Annotated in this window: 15 protein-coding genes; 8 read left to right on the forward strand and 7 right to left on the reverse strand. The window is 59.3% G+C overall.

All coding sequences use genetic code 11. The features are described 5' to 3' along the window. Positions 1 to 11 precede the first annotated feature (11 nt). Entirely contained in the window at positions 12 to 1,445 is a 1,434-nt protein-coding gene (locus KB890_RS00455) for an aldehyde dehydrogenase (RefSeq protein WP_004200088.1), read from the reverse strand. A gap of 269 nt (positions 1,446 to 1,714) precedes the next feature. Here KB890_RS00455 and KB890_RS00460 point away from each other — a divergent pair, with 269 nt between their 5' ends. Beyond that, positions 1,715 to 3,313, forward strand: a complete 1,599-nt coding sequence (locus KB890_RS00460; protein ID WP_020324732.1) for an ABC transporter substrate-binding protein — start codon at positions 1,715 to 1,717, stop codon at positions 3,311 to 3,313. A 16-nt stretch (positions 3,314 to 3,329) separates the two neighbouring features. Beyond that, positions 3,330 to 3,563 carry a YdcY family protein gene (locus KB890_RS00465; protein WP_004180136.1) on the forward strand — a complete coding sequence of 78 codons (234 nt, stop codon included), beginning with the start codon at positions 3,330 to 3,332 and terminating at the stop codon, positions 3,561 to 3,563. An 8-nt stretch (positions 3,564 to 3,571) separates the two neighbouring features. Here the strand turns inward: KB890_RS00465 and KB890_RS00470 are convergent, their stop codons facing one another. Beyond that, the gene (locus tag KB890_RS00470) at positions 3,572 to 4,021 is read right to left on the reverse strand and encodes a DMT family transporter (RefSeq protein ID WP_020324762.1); all 450 of its coding nucleotides are present in this window, start codon (positions 4,019 to 4,021) and stop codon (positions 3,572 to 3,574) included. Continuing rightward, the gene (locus KB890_RS00475) at positions 4,018 to 4,536 is read right to left on the reverse strand and encodes a GNAT family N-acetyltransferase (protein ID WP_002906796.1); all 519 of its coding nucleotides are present in this window, start codon (positions 4,534 to 4,536) and stop codon (positions 4,018 to 4,020) included. Before KB890_RS00475 ends, KB890_RS00470 begins: the two co-directional genes overlap by 4 nt. A 162-nt stretch (positions 4,537 to 4,698) precedes the next feature. On the opposite strand from KB890_RS00475, the gene KB890_RS00480 reads away from it, so the two are divergent. Beyond that, entirely contained in the window at positions 4,699 to 5,280 is a 582-nt protein-coding gene (locus tag KB890_RS00480) for a helix-turn-helix domain-containing protein (RefSeq protein ID WP_002906794.1), read from the forward strand. 65 nt (positions 5,281 to 5,345) lie between these two features. Next, positions 5,346 to 6,383, forward strand: a complete 1,038-nt coding sequence (locus tag KB890_RS00485; protein WP_002906792.1) for an NADP-dependent oxidoreductase — start codon at positions 5,346 to 5,348, stop codon at positions 6,381 to 6,383. Between the two features lie 63 nt (positions 6,384 to 6,446). On the opposite strand, the gene rihA is transcribed toward KB890_RS00485, so the two are convergent. Beyond that, complete coding sequence (gene rihA, locus KB890_RS00490) at positions 6,447 to 7,382, reverse strand: pyrimidine-specific ribonucleoside hydrolase RihA (RefSeq protein WP_002906791.1); 936 nt, start codon at positions 7,380 to 7,382, stop codon at positions 6,447 to 6,449. Here rihA and KB890_RS00495 point away from each other — a divergent pair. Next, on the forward strand, positions 7,344 to 7,574 hold the full coding sequence (locus tag KB890_RS00495; RefSeq protein ID WP_020324766.1) for a hypothetical protein: 231 nt from the start codon (positions 7,344 to 7,346) through the stop codon (positions 7,572 to 7,574). The two genes, rihA and KB890_RS00495, sit on opposite strands and share 39 nt — an antisense overlap. A gap of 89 nt (positions 7,575 to 7,663) precedes the next feature. Then, a complete protein-coding gene (locus KB890_RS00500; protein ID WP_002906788.1) occupies positions 7,664 to 7,963 on the forward strand; it encodes a DUF406 domain-containing protein in 300 nt (99 codons plus the stop codon). Between the two features lie 97 nt (positions 7,964 to 8,060). On the opposite strand, the gene KB890_RS00505 is transcribed toward KB890_RS00500, so the two are convergent. Together KB890_RS00505 and pqqU are read right to left on the reverse strand one after the other, a co-directional pair. Continuing rightward, on the reverse strand, positions 8,061 to 9,767 hold the full coding sequence (locus KB890_RS00505) for an amidohydrolase (RefSeq protein WP_004184217.1): 1,707 nt from the start codon (positions 9,765 to 9,767) through the stop codon (positions 8,061 to 8,063). A gap of 197 nt (positions 9,768 to 9,964) precedes the next feature. Continuing rightward, complete coding sequence (gene pqqU / locus KB890_RS00510; protein ID WP_002906783.1) at positions 9,965 to 12,070, reverse strand: TonB-dependent receptor PqqU; 2,106 nt, start codon at positions 12,068 to 12,070, stop codon at positions 9,965 to 9,967. A 258-nt stretch (positions 12,071 to 12,328) separates the two neighbouring features. Here pqqU and KB890_RS00515 point away from each other — a divergent pair, with 258 nt between their 5' ends. Together KB890_RS00515 and KB890_RS00520 are read left to right on the forward strand one after the other, a co-directional pair. Continuing rightward, on the forward strand, positions 12,329 to 13,390 hold the full coding sequence (locus KB890_RS00515; RefSeq protein ID WP_002906780.1) for a 7-bladed beta-propeller protein YncE: 1,062 nt from the start codon (positions 12,329 to 12,331) through the stop codon (positions 13,388 to 13,390). A 168-nt stretch (positions 13,391 to 13,558) separates the two neighbouring features. Beyond that, positions 13,559 to 13,780 (forward strand): YgdI/YgdR family lipoprotein, encoded by a 222-nt coding sequence (locus KB890_RS00520; RefSeq protein WP_002906779.1) that lies wholly within the window; start codon positions 13,559 to 13,561, stop codon positions 13,778 to 13,780. Positions 13,781 to 13,830: 50 nt separating this feature from the next. Here the strand turns inward: KB890_RS00520 and ansP are convergent, their stop codons facing one another. Further along, positions 13,831 to 15,285, reverse strand: coding sequence for an L-asparagine permease (ansP, locus tag KB890_RS00525; protein ID WP_002906778.1), 1,455 nt, complete (start codon positions 15,283 to 15,285; stop codon positions 13,831 to 13,833). Between the last annotated feature and the right edge of the window lie 59 nt (positions 15,286 to 15,344).

Raw genomic sequence — 15,344 nt, forward strand, 5'->3', positions numbered from 1 at the left:
GGCGCTGGGCCTCAGAAGGGAAGCTCGCGGGGCTGGGTCTGGATCGTTATCCAGCGCAGCTCGGTGAATTCCGCGATCCCGGCCCGGCCGCCAAAGCGGCCATAGCCGGAGGCTTTGCAGCCGCCAAACGGCATTTGCGCCTCATCATGCACCGTTGGGCCATTGATATGGCAAATCCCGGTATGCAGACGTTGCGCTACGTTCCACGCTCTGGCGCTATCGCGGCTGTAGACCGCAGCGGAAAGACCGTACTCGCTGTCGTTGGCCACCGCCAGCGCCTCCTCTTCGCTATGAACGCGAATAATCGCTTTCACCGGACCGAAGGACTCTTCACGCCACAGGCGCATCTCGCGGGTCACGCCGTCCAGCAGGGTCGGGCTCATATGGGTATCGTTGGCTTTACCACCGGTCAGCAGGCGAGCGCCTTTCGCTAACGCATCGTCAATGAGCGCGTTGCAGCGGGCGATGGTGTTCATATCGACAACCGGGCCAGTGAGGGCGGCAGGCAGGGCGGCGGCGCGCCTGGCCAGCAGCGGGATAAACGCCTCCGCTACGGCATTGTCGACAATAATGCGCTCGGTGGACATGCAGATCTGCCCGGCGTTGGCGAAGGCGCCAAAAACAGCGCCCGCCGCCGCTTGCTCAATATCAGCATCGTCCAGCACCAGCAGGGGCGCTTTTCCACCGAGCTCGAGCACCGCTGGTTTTAGATACTGTCCGCAGGTGCGGGCGATAATGCGCCCCACCGGTGTGGAGCCGGTAAAGTTAACGCGCCGCACCGCCGGGTGGGCGATCAGCGATTCCACCAGCGCCGGCGCATCTTCAGGCGCACAGGTAAGATAGTTCACCACGCCCGGCGGGAAGCCCGCCGCGTCAAGGGCGTCGATAATCAGTCCCTGAGTGGCGGGGGAAAGTTCGGCGCCCTTAAGGATCACCGTGTTGCCACAGGCCAGCGGCGTCGCCAGGGCCCGGGTGGCCAGAATCAGCGGCGCGTTCCACGGCGCCATGCCCAGCACCACTCCCGCCCCCTGGCGGACGCCCATCGCCAGGTTACCCGGCACGTTGGACGGAATTATTTGCCCTTCAATCTGGGTGGTCAGCGCCGCCGCTTCACGCAGAATATCTGCCGCCAGATGAACATTAAATCCGGCCCAGTGCGCGGTCGCGCCGGTCTCCGCCGCCATGGCGGCGATAAATTTCGCCTCCCGCAACAGCATCTGTTCCGCCGCCTCGAGCAGTAAGCGACGTCGTTCCGCCGGCGCAGTATCGCGCCACAGCGGAAAGGCGCAGGCCGCGGCTTCGACGCAGCGTTTGCCGTCGGCGAGGCTGGCGGCAGCGGCCACCGAGGCTGCCTCATCGTGGGCCGGGTGGCGTCGGGTAAAGGTGCGGCGGCCTTCGGCATCGTGCCACTGGCCGTTAATGTACAGATTGCAGGTGATTGTCATGGTGGAAACCTCTTGTTCTGCGGTTCCCCCAGTGTACCGGGCGGCACTGACGGGAAGCGTGAGCCGGGCGGTTATCGCACATTTTTTTGCAGGAATTTTGTGTGGCTCACAACATCCCGAAGCCCTCTGGCGTAAAAAGCAGCGCAACGTCGATTAAACCAGCAAATTCCAAGCGTTTTGCATAAGGTGATAGCCATTGATTATTTGCCGCCGTCAGGCGGCTGTGCTGTTATTACTGTTCTTATAATCAATAATCAGGACTTATAACCATGTCTACAGGGAAAACCACGCTGGCGCTGCTGCTGAGCGCACTGCTGCCGGCCGGCGCCGCCTGGGCCGCAGGCAATGACACTCTGGTCTACTGCTCAGAAGCCTCTCCGGAGTCCTTCAATCCGCAGATCGCCAGCTCCGGTCCGTCGTTCGTCGCCAGCTCGCAGGTACTGTATAACCGTCTGGTGAGCTTTGACCCGGTGAAAAATACGCCGATCCCGTCGCTGGCCACCGAGTGGCACGTCTCTGAGGATGGCAAAACCTGGACCTTTACTCTGCGTCAGGGGGTGAAGTTCAACAGCAACAAATTCTTCAAACCGACCCGCGATTTTAACGCCGACGACGTCCTGTTCTCCGTGCTGCGCCAGATGGATCCTCAGCATCCTTATCACAAGGTGTCGCAGGGGAACTATGAATACTTCCACGACGTGGGCCTCGATAAGCTGATTAAATCGGTGAAAAAGGTGGATGATTACCATGTCCAGTTCGAGCTCAACGAGCCGAACGCGGCGTTTCTTGCCGACTGGGGCATGGACTTCGCCTCTATTCTGTCGGCAGAGTATGGTGAGGCGATGCTGAAGAAAGGAACGCCGGAAAACGTTGATAACTGGCCTGTCGGTACCGGACCGTATGCGCTGCAGCAGTATAAAGTGGATTCGCAAATCCGCTATATTGCCAATCCCCACTATTGGGAAGGCGAGGTACCGACCAAGCACCTGATCTTCTCCATTACGCCGAACGTCGAGACCCGTCTGGCGAAACTGCAGACCAACGAGTGCCAGATTATTCCCGCGCCGTCGCCGGTACAGTTCCCGGTGATTAAGGGCAATAAAGATCTGGCGCTGCATGCGGTTGAGGCGCTGAACGTCGGCTATCTGGCGTTTAACACCGAGAAAAAACCGTTTGATAATGTGCTGGTGCGCCAGGCGTTAAACTACGCTACCGACAAGCAGGCGATCGTCAAGGCGGTATTCCTCGATTCCGGCAGCGTGGCGAAATCACCGATCCCGTCGACGATGCTCGGGTATAAGAAAGATCTCCCGGACTATGACTACGATCCGCAGCAAGCCAAAGCGCTGCTCAAGCAGGCGGGTCTGGAGCAAGGCGCGGAAGTGACCCTGTGGTCAATGCCGGTCCAGCGCCCCTACAATCCAAACTCAAAACGCATTGCCGAAATGATCCAAAACGACTGGGCGAAAGTGGGGGTGAAAGCCAAAATTGTCAGCTATGAATGGGGCGAATACCTTGCCGGTATGCGTAAAGGGGAGCACGACAGCGCCCTGTATGGCTGGATGTCGGACAACGGCGATCCGGACAACTTTGCTGGCACATTGCTCAGCTGTGATAATATCCAGACCGGCTCCAACGCCGCCCGCTGGTGTGATAAATCCTATGACGCGCTGGTAAAGAAAGCGCTGTTGGTGAGCGATCCGCAGGCGCGGGCCAAACTCTACGAACAGGCGCAGGAGATTTTTTATCAGCAGGCGCCATGGATCACCCTGGCGACCGGGAAAACCTTCTATGCGACGCGCAGCAACGTCAGTGGCTACACCGTCAGCATGATGGGGAGCGATTTTTCCAAAGCGAAGCTGAATTAAGCGAAAGGAGAACAGGATGGCACATCTGGATGAGGTTATCGTCAAAGTCGATGACGCCCTGGCCGAGGGCGTTATCGCGCATATGAATGAGCTGCTAATCGCCCTGAGTGATGATGCGCAACTCAGTCGTGAGGAACGCTATATCCAACAGCAGCGTCTGCGCACCGCCATCGCCCATCATGGGCGACAGCATCAGGAAGAGCAGGACGCGCGCCGCGAGCAGTTGACCAAAGGCGGCGCGATCCTCTGAAGATGCGCTCAGAACTGGCGTCTGGCCACCAGCCAGGCGCCCACCACCAGCATCACCGCCCCGCATAACGGTCCGATCAGCGCCCGCACCGGCACGCCGTGGGCGCGAACTAAATCCATGATCAACCCGCCCACCAGCTGGCTGGCCAGCAGTACCGCAATGGTCGTCGCCGCGCCAACGTTTTGATAACCGCTGATGCTGGCGAAGACGAAAAAGGACCCCAGCAGGCCGGGGATCAGCGTCCACCATTTCACGCTCAGGGCCAGCTCCTGAAAGCCGGCGACGCCCTGGCGCAGCAGTAACATCGTCACGAAGATAACGATCCCGACCAGCGAATTGAGCAGCATAGCGATAAGGATCGTCGACGCCGACTGGGTGATGCGCACCATCAGAGTGTTCTGCACTACCAGGCCAACGCCGGCGGCGATCAGGCAGGCGAGAGTGAGCGACGCGTTCATGCTTTGCCGTCCGGGTCCTGACGCGCATCCAGCTGCAGCTGCATAAAGGTCAGATCCAGCCAGCGGCCAAATTTGGTGCCCACCTGCGGCATCTGCCCGGTGGTGATAAAGCCCAGCGTTTCATGCAGATGCAGCGAAGCGTGATTCTGCGACTCGATGCCGGCGACCATCACATGTTTATTCAGCCGTCGCGCTTCGGCGATCAAGGCGACCAGCAGCTTGCGGCCCAGCCCTTTCCCCTGATGTTCGGGATGAACGTACACCGAATGCTCCACGGTATGGCGAAAGCCGTCAAACGCCCGCCAGTCGCCAAACGAGGAATAACCGGTAATGACGCCGTCTTCCTCGCTCACCAGTACCGGAAATCCAGCCAGCTGGCGGGCTTCAAACCAGGCGATGCGGTTGTCGGTATCCACAGTTTTATCATTCCAGATGGCGGCGGTATGGACGACGGCATGGTTATAGATCTCGGCGATCGCCGCGCAGTCGTCTTTAATGGCAGGGCGAATGGACATAGCAAACCTCAATTTTTCGTACACTATAGTAGTACAATATTATTACAATAATGAACGCCACGCTGTCATCCGTTTTCAGCATAATTTTAACGGCTAACCCGGGAATAACACGTCTCGGTGGATGGTTGTGTAATGGGGGGGCGCACACTATAGTGTTACGTTATGAATACTATAGAAGACAACCTCAATCAGCGTATCAGCGCGCGCATCCGCATCGAGCGCGAGTCCCGCGGCTGGTCGCTGAACGACCTCGCCGAACGGGCCGGCGCCTCGCGGGCGATGATCCATAAAATCGAGCGCGGCGAAAGCAGCCCGACCGCCTCGATGCTGGGCCGCCTTTCCGGCGCCTTCGGCATCAGTATGTCGACCCTGATCGCCCGCGCGGAAATGCAGGAGGGCAAGCTGCTGCGCTTTGCCAGCCAGCCGGTATGGCGCGACCCGCAAAGCCACTATCTCCGCCGCCACGTTTCGCCGCGCAGCGATTTGCCGATCGATCTGGTGCAGATTGAGCTGCCGCCCGGTAGCGATGTGCCGATGCCCGCCGCGTCCTATGCGCTTGCCCGCCAGCTAATCTGGCTGCAACAGGGCGAGCTGGTGTTTGTCGAAGGCAATACCCGCCATGAGATGCAGGCGGGGGATTGTCTGGAGCTTGGCCCGCCCAACGATTGTCGCTTTATTAATGAATCCGCAGAGACCTGCGTCTATCTGGTGGTTCGCCTTAATCAATCGCCATCCGGCTCTTAATGGTAAAGCACGTTGCGCATAAAGCAGCTAGCCTCAGTACAGTCTGCTAACAAGAGGAGTTTGCTATGACAGATCAACCGCAACGCCATCGCCGCTGGGTACTGGCTTCCCGCCCCCATGGTGAACCGACGGCAGAGAATTTCCGCCTGGAAGAGAGCGAAGTGCCGACGCCAGGCCCGGGTCAAGTGCTGCTGCGTACCGTTTATTTATCGCTCGACCCGTATATGCGCGGGCGCATGAGCGACGCGCCGTCCTATTCGCCGCCGGTGGCCATTGGCGCGGTGATGGTGGGAGGGACCGTGAGTCGTGTGGTCAGCTCAAATCATGCCGATTATCAACCCGGCGACTGGGTGCTGGGCTACAGCGGCTGGCAGGATTATGAACTATCCGACGGCAGCGGACTGGTGAAGCTGGGTGACAATCCGCAACACCCGTCCTGGTCGCTGGGAGTTCTGGGGATGCCCGGCTTCACCGCCTACATGGGTTTGCTGGACATCGGCCAGCCAAAGGCGGGCGAAACGCTGGTGGTCGCCGCGGCGACCGGGCCGGTTGGCGCCACGGTTGGACAGATCGGCAAAATTAAGGGCTGCCGCACCGTCGGCATCGCTGGCGGCGCGGAAAAATGCCGCTATGCGGTTGAGACGTTAGGCTTTGATCTCTGCCTTGACCATCGTGCGGATGATTTTGCCGAACAGCTGGCCCAGGCCTGCCCGCAGGGTATTGACGTTTATTATGAAAACGTCGGCGGCAAGGTTTTTGACGCGGTGCTGCCGCTGTTAAATACCGCAGCGCGGGTACCCGTCTGCGGGCTGGTGAGCGGCTATAACGCCACCGGGCTGCCGGACGGGCCAGATCGTTTGCCGCTGCTGATGGCGACCATCCTCAAAAAGCGCATCCGGATGCAGGGCTTTATTATCGGCCAGGATTACGGGCATCGGATCGCCGAATTCCAGCAGCAGATGGGGCGCTGGGTGCAGGAGGGGAAAATTAAATATCGCGAACAGCTGATCGACGGTCTGGACCAGGCGCCGCAGGCGCTGATCGGTCTGTTAAAAGGCGAGAACTTCGGTAAGGTAGTGATCCGCGTCGCGGCGGACGACTAACCTGGCGGGCTTCGACTTAACAGGCCCCTTTTTCCGCCAGGGAAAAGGGGCCTGGCATAGAGGTCAGGCGTAGAAGGCTAACCGCTGGGCGAGCAGATCGACAAAGGCTTCGCGGTCCACATCCAGCATCAGGGTGGTATTGGGCCGATTGCCGGTCAGATGGTAGTAATCGACCACCGTCATCCCCTGGGTATATTTGCCTTCCGTTTCTACGCCAACCCAGCGTTCGATCGTGGTAAAGATCTCCGGCTTGAGGAGCCAGGCGATGGTGCAGGGATCGTGCAGCGGCGCGCCGTCGAAGCCCCACTTTTCATCTTTGTGGTAGGCCATAAAGAAGTCGAGCAGTTCGGCGACGATGGTCGACACCGGGTTGCCAATCTGGCGGAATCGCTCGATATCGGCGGGAAGGATTTGCGCCTTATGGGTGACGTCAAGGCCCGCCATGACCACCGGGATCCCGGACTGAAAGACCATTTCCGCGGCCTGCGGATCAACGTAGATATTAAACTCCGCCGCCGGCTGCCAGTTGCCCAGCCCCATGGCGCCCCCCATGATCACGATGCGGGCGATCTTCGCGTGCAGCTCCGGATGGCTGGCGAGCAGCAACGCCACGTTAGTCTGCGGCCCGGTGGCCACCAGAGTCACCGGCTCCTGGCTTTCCCGCAGCACGCTGGCCATCAGCTCGACGGCGGTGCAATTCTGCGGCGCAAAGGCCGGCTCAGGCAGGCTCGGGCCATCCAGTCCGCTCTCGCCGTGCACGTTATCGGCGATGATCAGATCGCGCATCAACGGCTTCCACGCGCCGCCGGCAACCGGAATGTCCGGCCGGTTCAGCAGCGTCAACATACGCAGCACGTTGCGCAGGGTCTTCTCCGGGGTCTGGTTGCCCGCGGAAGCGGTGACGGCTTTCACCTCCAGCTCCGGCGAGGCGAGGGCGAGGACCAGGGCGATCGCGTCATCATGTCCCGGATCGCAATCAATCATAATCGGCAGTGCCATAGCAGCTCCTTGTTGGCGATGTTCTGTGACCAGACTAACGCTGCGAGTCGAGGCAGACGAGATGGTGTGCAGAATAGTGTGATGGAGACCACGATTGCTGCGAGGGCAACGCGTATCGTTACGCGACCGTCCGTAAACATGGTGCCTCGTTTTGCGGTGGCGCAAGATGGCGCCCGGCGCGGCGCGATATAATAGAAAAATTGCTAATCCTTACGGATATTAATGGTTTGCTTTTCGGCGGGCGGGTTCTTATCCTTAAGAAAACTCAAGAGGTTATTACGATGAAAGATGTAGTAGATAAATGCAGCACCAAAGGCTGCGCCATTGATGTCGGGACGATCATTGATAACGAGGACTGCGTCTACCGGGCCGAGAAGGTGTTCCCAAGCCGCGAAGAAGCGGAATCCACCGTAGCCGCCGTGCGCGAACGTGCTGCCGCCGCAGCGCCGGCCAGTGAACCGCCGCAGGTCGATTACACCATCGTCGCCGCTGGCGACGCGGTGAAACTCGACCTCTCCATCGCCTTCTCCTGCCAGGCGGAAAAGATCATTTTCGAGTTATCCTTGCGAAATCTGCTTTAATTCGTGCCCGTAGCGGAAGCGCGATGCTCTGGCGGGCAGGCGCCTTCCGCTGATGCAGCACGCTGCCCGCCCGGCGACCTGAGCCGGGTGAGCGCGGTTAGTCTTGAAAGACGACGTTTCCGCCAACCATGGTCATCACCACGCGGCTGGCGCCAATCTCCTCATGGGCTACGGCGAAGATATCGCGGTCCAGCACCTGAAAATCAGCGACTTTGCCGACCTCTATCGATCCGCGTACCGCTTCTTTCCCTTCCTGATAGGCCGCATTGATGGTGTACATCCGCACGCCGTCCGCCACGCTAATTGCCAGTTCCGGGCGAATAACGTTGCCGCTGGAAGATGATTTGCGGGTGACCGCTGCCTGAACCATTTTGCGCCAGTTCACCAGCGCCATAATGCCATCTGACCCGCCGGCGATGATGACCCCAAGGTCGATGATATCCCGTAGCCCTTTGCAGATTTCCCCCTTGATGCCACAGTAGCGGGCGCGCTGTTCATAGTCATATGCCGGGCCGCCGGGTGAGGGTTGTTCGGAAAGCAGAATGCCGTATTTTGCCGCCGTCACGAAATCTTGCCGATCGCCCATTGAGCCGTGCAGCACATAATGCCGTCGGCTCTCCCCCGGATAGCGCTGAATCGCCTGCACGAAGCTGTTAATCGTGACTTTTACCGCCTTATCGCCGACCGCATGGACTGCCACCTGAAAACCGCGCTGGTGAGCCAGCAGAATCATCTGCTGTAGCGCCTCAACTTGTGCTTCCTCGGTCGCCTCGGGGCCACCAAACACCGAGCGTCCGCGATATCCCGGCCGGTCGGCGTAATCCTGATTCATCCACGCTGTGTGCGATGTGGGAACGCCATCGCAGAACAGTTTTATGGTCCGACAGTCCAGCCAGTCCCGGTCGGTGAACTGGGAGAAATCAAAGCTATCCAGATCGCGCTTCAGGGTGGCGCAGGATTGAACCCCCCGCTCGGCGGAGTAAAAGGCGATGGATACCCGGGCGGTGAGTTTTCCTTCATCCTGCAATTCACGGTAGGCGGCGATGGCGCGATCCCCCGCGGCGCCCACCTCGCGCGTATTTTCCCCCGGACCCATGGCGCCTTCCGTGTAGCTGGCATACCCTTCGCTGTTCATCAGGCGCTGGGCTGCCAGAAGGTTCTCTTTGAGGGCCGCTACGGTCAGACGCGGCATCGTGCCGGATGCGAGATGCAGGGCGGGCAGGTCGATGAAATTGCCGTCCAGTTCGCCACTGGCCGTTCGCCCCAGATGTCCGCCGAGGGGATCAGGGGTGCTGGCGTCAAGACCGGAGAGGGCCAGCGCCCGGCTGTTGACGATGCAGGAGTGACCGTCCCACAGGGCGAGCAGGGTGGGATGATCGGCCGTGACGTCGTCAATATCCCAGCGCGTCAGAGAGCGCTGCTCGGCCGCGCACTCCTTGATTGCGTTTGGATCCAGACCGCAGACACGAATCCATGCCCCGGCGGGAGTGCGGGCTGCCTGGTCGCGCAGTCTTTCCCGCAGTACTGCCAGGGAACGCACGTCCTGGCAGTTCAGGCAATGCCAGCTGTCAGCGAGCCAGCCGATATGGATATGTGAGTCATGCGCGGCGGGTAAAATGAGTTTGCCGCCAAGGTCAATGACCTGCGTCTGGGGACCAATATGCTGCTGAATCTCCTGGTCTTCACCAACGTTAATAATCCATCCCTGCTTCACGGCGATGGCGCGCTTAAAACTAAAATGTGCGTCCACCGTGGCGACCTTGCCGTTAATCAATACGCAGTCCGCATAAACGACATTATCCATTTATCCCTCCCTGGCTGATAAAAGTGCCGATCAATATAAATAGTAACCATGGTGATTATGTGACGACTATATGACTACGAAGGGGGTGGAGTGTCAAGCGCGGGTCGTTGGCGGGTGTCCGCCTGGCGGTGGAAAAGACGGTAAGGAAAAGCGCTTCGCCCGCCGATCGCGAGAGGCATCGGCGGGGAAGGGGCGTGTTATTCGAAGCGCCAGGCGAGGTTCAGGCCGATGCCGTAGTTACGTCCCGGGGCAGGCTCGTAGTAACGCCCGTTAGACTCGTTAACGATGACAGACCCGACGTACTCCCGGTCGAACAGGTTGTCGATGCGACCGAACAGATCCATATCCATCCTGCCGTAGCTCCATTTATAGCCAGTCGTCAGGCCAACCACCGTCCAGGAGGGCGCTTTGGCGGTGTTTTCGTCATTGGCCATGATATCGCTCATATAGCGAATATCGCTCCCGGCGTACCAACCTTGCTCCGGCTGATAGCCAAAGGAGGCGTAGCCCATATTGCGCGCGATCCCCGGAATGCGATTGCCATTGCAGCTGGCGTCGTCGCAGACGTTAGTGCGATAGGTCGCGTCCAGCCAGGTCCAGGCCGCCTTCAGACGCCAGCTCTCGCCAAACTGCTGATCCAGACCCAGCTCCATCCCCTGACGGCGGGTCTTGCCGGCGTTTTTATAACTGGTGCGCCCGCCGCTGCTGCTGTCGACCACAATCTCATTATCGGTATTGGTCTGGAACAGGGCGGCGGTGAACAGCCCATTGCCGATCCGCGTCTTGCTGCCGATCTCCACCGTGTCGTTGGTGGAGGGTTTCAGGCCGAAGTTGAGGCCGCTCTGGTTATCGGAGCGGTAGGAGAGTTCGTTAATGGTTGGCGTCTCGAAGCCGCGGCCGGCGGAAAGATAGACGTTCCACGCGTCGGTCAGGGCATATTTCAGCGAGCCCGCGGGCAGCCATTTGTGATAGCTGGCATCACCGCTGTCATCGCCATTGCCTGGGGTGATGTAGTAGTCGTTCGAGTCGAACCATACCGAGCTGTAGCGAACCCCGGCATCGAGCGAGAGTTTGTCAGTGAGCTGCCACTGGGTCTGCAGGTAGGGGTCGACGTTCCACATCAGGTTGCGTTCGTTACGGCGCAGCGCGCCCTGTTCGCCATACTGTGGCGCGCCGTTGACCATCACAAAGTTTTCATACCCTTTGCGCCGCTCGCTCATGTTTTCGTAGTCGAGACCGGCGGTGAGCGTGACGGGCACCAGCAGCTCTCCGCGATGGGTCAGCCGGGTATCGATCCCCTGGTAGTGACGGGTAAGGTCGATCACCCCGCCGGCATGGCTCGGCTTCAGCTGCGGCGCGCGCGGGATTGACTGGAACTGGGTGGTTTCACGTTCTCCAGCGTACATCATAACGCTGAGATCGTCCTGGGCACTGAGCTGGCGCTCATAGCGCAGGCCGGCCTGGGTCTGTCGGGTATTCTTGCGGGTATTATACTGGTCGCCGCGCGGCGACTGGCGCGGGTTATCGCGCCATTCATCGGCGGTCAGGCCACCGGCGTCATTGGCTTTGATATCCACGCTATTCAGCAGCAGAGTCAGCTTACTGACGTCGTTGATGCGCACCCCCAGCCGGGCGTTCGCCAGATTTTTGCGCGCGCCGCTGTGATCGCGATAGCCATGGGTGGTGAAGCGATTGGTTGAGACCGTGTAATCCACATCGCCTGCGTGGCTGCCGTCGCCAACGGCGCCAGTGGCTTTCATCCCGTAGTGCCAGGTGCCGAAGCTGCCATAGTAGCTGCTGGCTTCCACGGTGGGCGGCTGGGTGCCGGTCTGGCTGGTGACGTTGATCACCCCGCCGGACGAGTTACCGTACAGGGCAGAGAAGGGGCCGCGCAGCACCTCAATGGTGTCAACGCTGCCGATATCAATATTTGAGGTCTGCCCCTGGCCGTCGGGCATGGTGGCCGGAATGCCATCCACATAGATGCGCAGTCCGCGCACGCCATAGGTTGAGCGCGAGCCAAAGCCGCGAATCGACAGCTGCAGATCCTGGGCATAGTTTTGCCGGTTCTGCACCTGCAGGCCCGGCACGGCGCCCAGCGATTCAGAGAGATTGACGCGCGGCGCGGCCTGGCGCATCTCATCCCCATTCACCACGCTGACGGCGGCGGGGGTATCCAGTTCAGAAACCGTGGTTGGCGCGGCGGTCACCACCATGGTTTGTTCATCAGCGGCCTGGGCTGCGGCAATGAGCGGCAAGAGCAGGGCCGGGAGGGCGGCGTGACGCACGGACAGGATTTTCATCGATAATACTCAAAGACGAACCAAATGGAACATATGTATATATGTTACCTCGTTTGTAAAATATTTGAAAATTATTAACTGCTACTGGTTAACGGATAGTGCTCGCCAGGCATGAATTTACCGCACAACAACAATTAGCGCTCCACTTTGAGATAAATAATGATTACTATTCGCATTCAAAAATAAGGGTAAAGCCAGGACTTTACCGCCGGAAGCGATGTCGGGTCAGCACATACTGGTTTATCAAAGGGAGTCGTCATGTCATTACGTCATTTTGCCGCGCCGCGTCTGCGCCATTCACTGCTCGTCACTTCTCTGCTGCTGGCAGGCAGCTTTAGCGCCCACGCCGCGGAAGAGATGCTGCGCAAGGCCGTCGGAAAAGGGGCCTACGAAATGGCCTACAGCCAGCAGGAGAATGCGCTGTGGGTCGCCACATCACAGAGTCGTTCGCTGGACAAAGGCGGGGTGGTTTACCGTCTTGACCCCACCACCCTCGACGTGACGCAGATTATTCACAACGATCTGAAGCCGTTCGGCGCCACTATCAACCATGCCACCGGCACGCTGTGGTTTGGCAATACCGTCGACAGCACTGTCACCGCTATTGACGCCAAAACCGGCGCCGTGAAGGGGCGCCTGGTGCTGGACGAGCGTCAGCGCAGCGAAACCGTGCGTCCGCTGCAGCCGCGCGAGCTGGCGGTCAATGAGCAGACCAACACGGTCTACATTACCGGTCTGGGCAAAGAGAGCGTGATTTGGGTGGTAGATGGCGCGACCCTGAAGCTGAAAACGACCATTACCGGCACCGGGGCAATGGCGACGGGTCTGGCGATCGATCCGCAGGCTAAGCGTCTGTATACCACCAACGCCGATGGCGAACTGCTGACCATCGACAGCGAGAGCAACACGATTGCGTCGCGAAAAAAATTGCAGGATGACGGCAAAGCGCATTTCTATCTTAACCTGAGTCTCGATACCGCCGGCCATCGTGCCTTTATTACCGACAGCAAGCAGCCGGAAGTGCTGGTGGTCGATACCCGCGACGGCAAGGTGCTGGAGAAAATCGCCGCGCCGGAGTCGCTGGCGGTGCTGTTTAACCCGGCGCGCAACGAAGCCTATGTGACGCATCGTAAGGCCGGGGAAGTCAGCGTTATCGACGGCAAGAGCTACAAGGTGGTGAAGACCTTTAAAACGCCGACTCACCCCAACAGCCTGGCGCTCTCCGAGGACGGCAAAACGCTGTACGTTAGCGTGAAACAGGCTTCCAGCCGTGAGAAAGAAGCCACCGCGCCGGACGATGTGATCCGCATCGCCCTGTAAGACCTCAGCGCGACGAAACCGGAAAACGGTGGTCGCGCTCCGCATGCCGCCGGGCCTGGCCCGGCGACTCACCCTCTGTTACAAACGCCTATTGGCCTGACAAACCAGATGGTTATACACTTAACCCTTTCCCGCCACGTGCGGGCAGTGGTAATCAGTGGAGATAAAATGAAAAAGCCATTCATGGTGATTTGCGCCGGCGCGATGCTGGCGCTGCTGGCAGGTTGTTCGTCAAACTACGTTATGACCACGAAGAGCGGTCAAACTATCGTTACCCACGGCAAGCCGCAGCTGGATAAAGAAACGGGGATGACCAGCTATATCGATGAGTCAGGTAATAAGCGGGAAATTAACAGCAGCGATGTGTCGCAGCTGGTTGAAGATAATTAAGTTCTGACCTCCCGGTTTGCCCGCGATGGACAAACCGGGAGTCCTGCCAGTTACTTCCTCAGCGTCGGCGCCGTGCTGTGAATCTCATGCACGCGTTTACGCACACCAAACCAGCCAGCCACCAGCAATACCGCCAGCAGCGGAATTGATCCTATGGTGTAGGTACCGTTCGGATAATCGAAGGCCATCAGTACCAGCACGCTGAACAGGAACAGCAGCGTCAGCCAGGAGGTGAACGGCGCCCCCGGCATTCTGAAGCTGACCTTTGCCGCTTTCCCTTCCTTGATCGCTTTGCGCAGACGCATCTGACACACCACGATAAAGCCCCAGGAGGCAATGATCCCCAGCGAGGCGACGTTGAGTACGATCTCAAATACCTGAGATGGCACCAGATAGTTGAGGAAAACCCCGACTACATATACCCCCAGCGTCGCCAGGATCCCGGCGTAAGGGACGTGGTGACGGCTCATCTTCGACATAAACTTCGGCGCGGAGCCTCCCATCGACATCGAGCGCAGAATACGCCCGGTACTGTAGAGACCCGAGTTAAGGCTGGAAAGGGCCGCGGTTAACACCACGATGTTCATCACGCTGCCGATATATGGCACGCCCAGCTTTGAGAAGAAGGTAACGAACGGGCTCTGTCCGGCCTGGTAGGCGTTCCACGGCAGAAGCAGCACCAGCAACACCACCGAACCGACATAGAACAGACCGATACGCCAGATCACGCTGTTGATGGCCTTCGGCACCATTGTCTCCGGATCCTTACACTCTCCGGCCGCGGTCCCCACCAGCTCGATGGAGGCGAAGGCGAAGACCACCCCCTGCACCAGCACCAGCGCCGGCAGGAGGCCGTGCGGGAAGAAGCCGCCGTTATCGGTGATCAGATGGAAGCCGGTGGCATTGCCGTCCAGCGGCTTACCGGAGCCGAGGAAAATGGTGCCGACCACGAGAAAGGCGACGATCGCCAGCACCTTAACCAGCGCGAACCAGAACTCCATTTCGGCGAACCACTTCACGCCGATCATATTCATGGTGCCGACGATAGCCAGCGCGCCGAGGGCGAAGACCCACTGCGGCACATCGCCAAACGCGCCCCAGTAGTGCATATACAGCGCCACGGCGGTGATATCGACAATCCCGGTCATCGCCCAGTTAACGAAGTACATCCAGCCGGCCACGTAAGCGGCTTTTTCACCGAGGAACTCCCTGGCATAAGAGACGAAGCTGCCGCTCGAGGGGCGGTGGAGGACCAGTTCGCCGAGGGCGCGAAGAATAAAGAAGGAGAAGATGCCGCAGACCAGATAGACCAGGGCGAGCGCTGGCCCTGCCATTTGTAAACGTGCCCCGGCGCCGAGGAACAAACCGGTACCGATGGCGCCGCCGATGGCGATCATCTGTACCTGACGGTTGCCCATCGCTTTGTGATAACCCGCTTCATGTGAGTTAAGCCAGTGGCGTTTTGCAGCATGATGCTCCGCTGCATTTTCGTGTTTCGTATTCATTGATGTATCAGTTTCCTGTCAATGCCCATGTTTGCAGCCGGAATGGAGGACGGCTGGCA

Source organism: Klebsiella sp. P1954, from assembly GCF_018199955.1.
In the GTDB taxonomy this organism is placed as follows: domain Bacteria; phylum Pseudomonadota; class Gammaproteobacteria; order Enterobacterales; family Enterobacteriaceae; genus Klebsiella; species Klebsiella pneumoniae.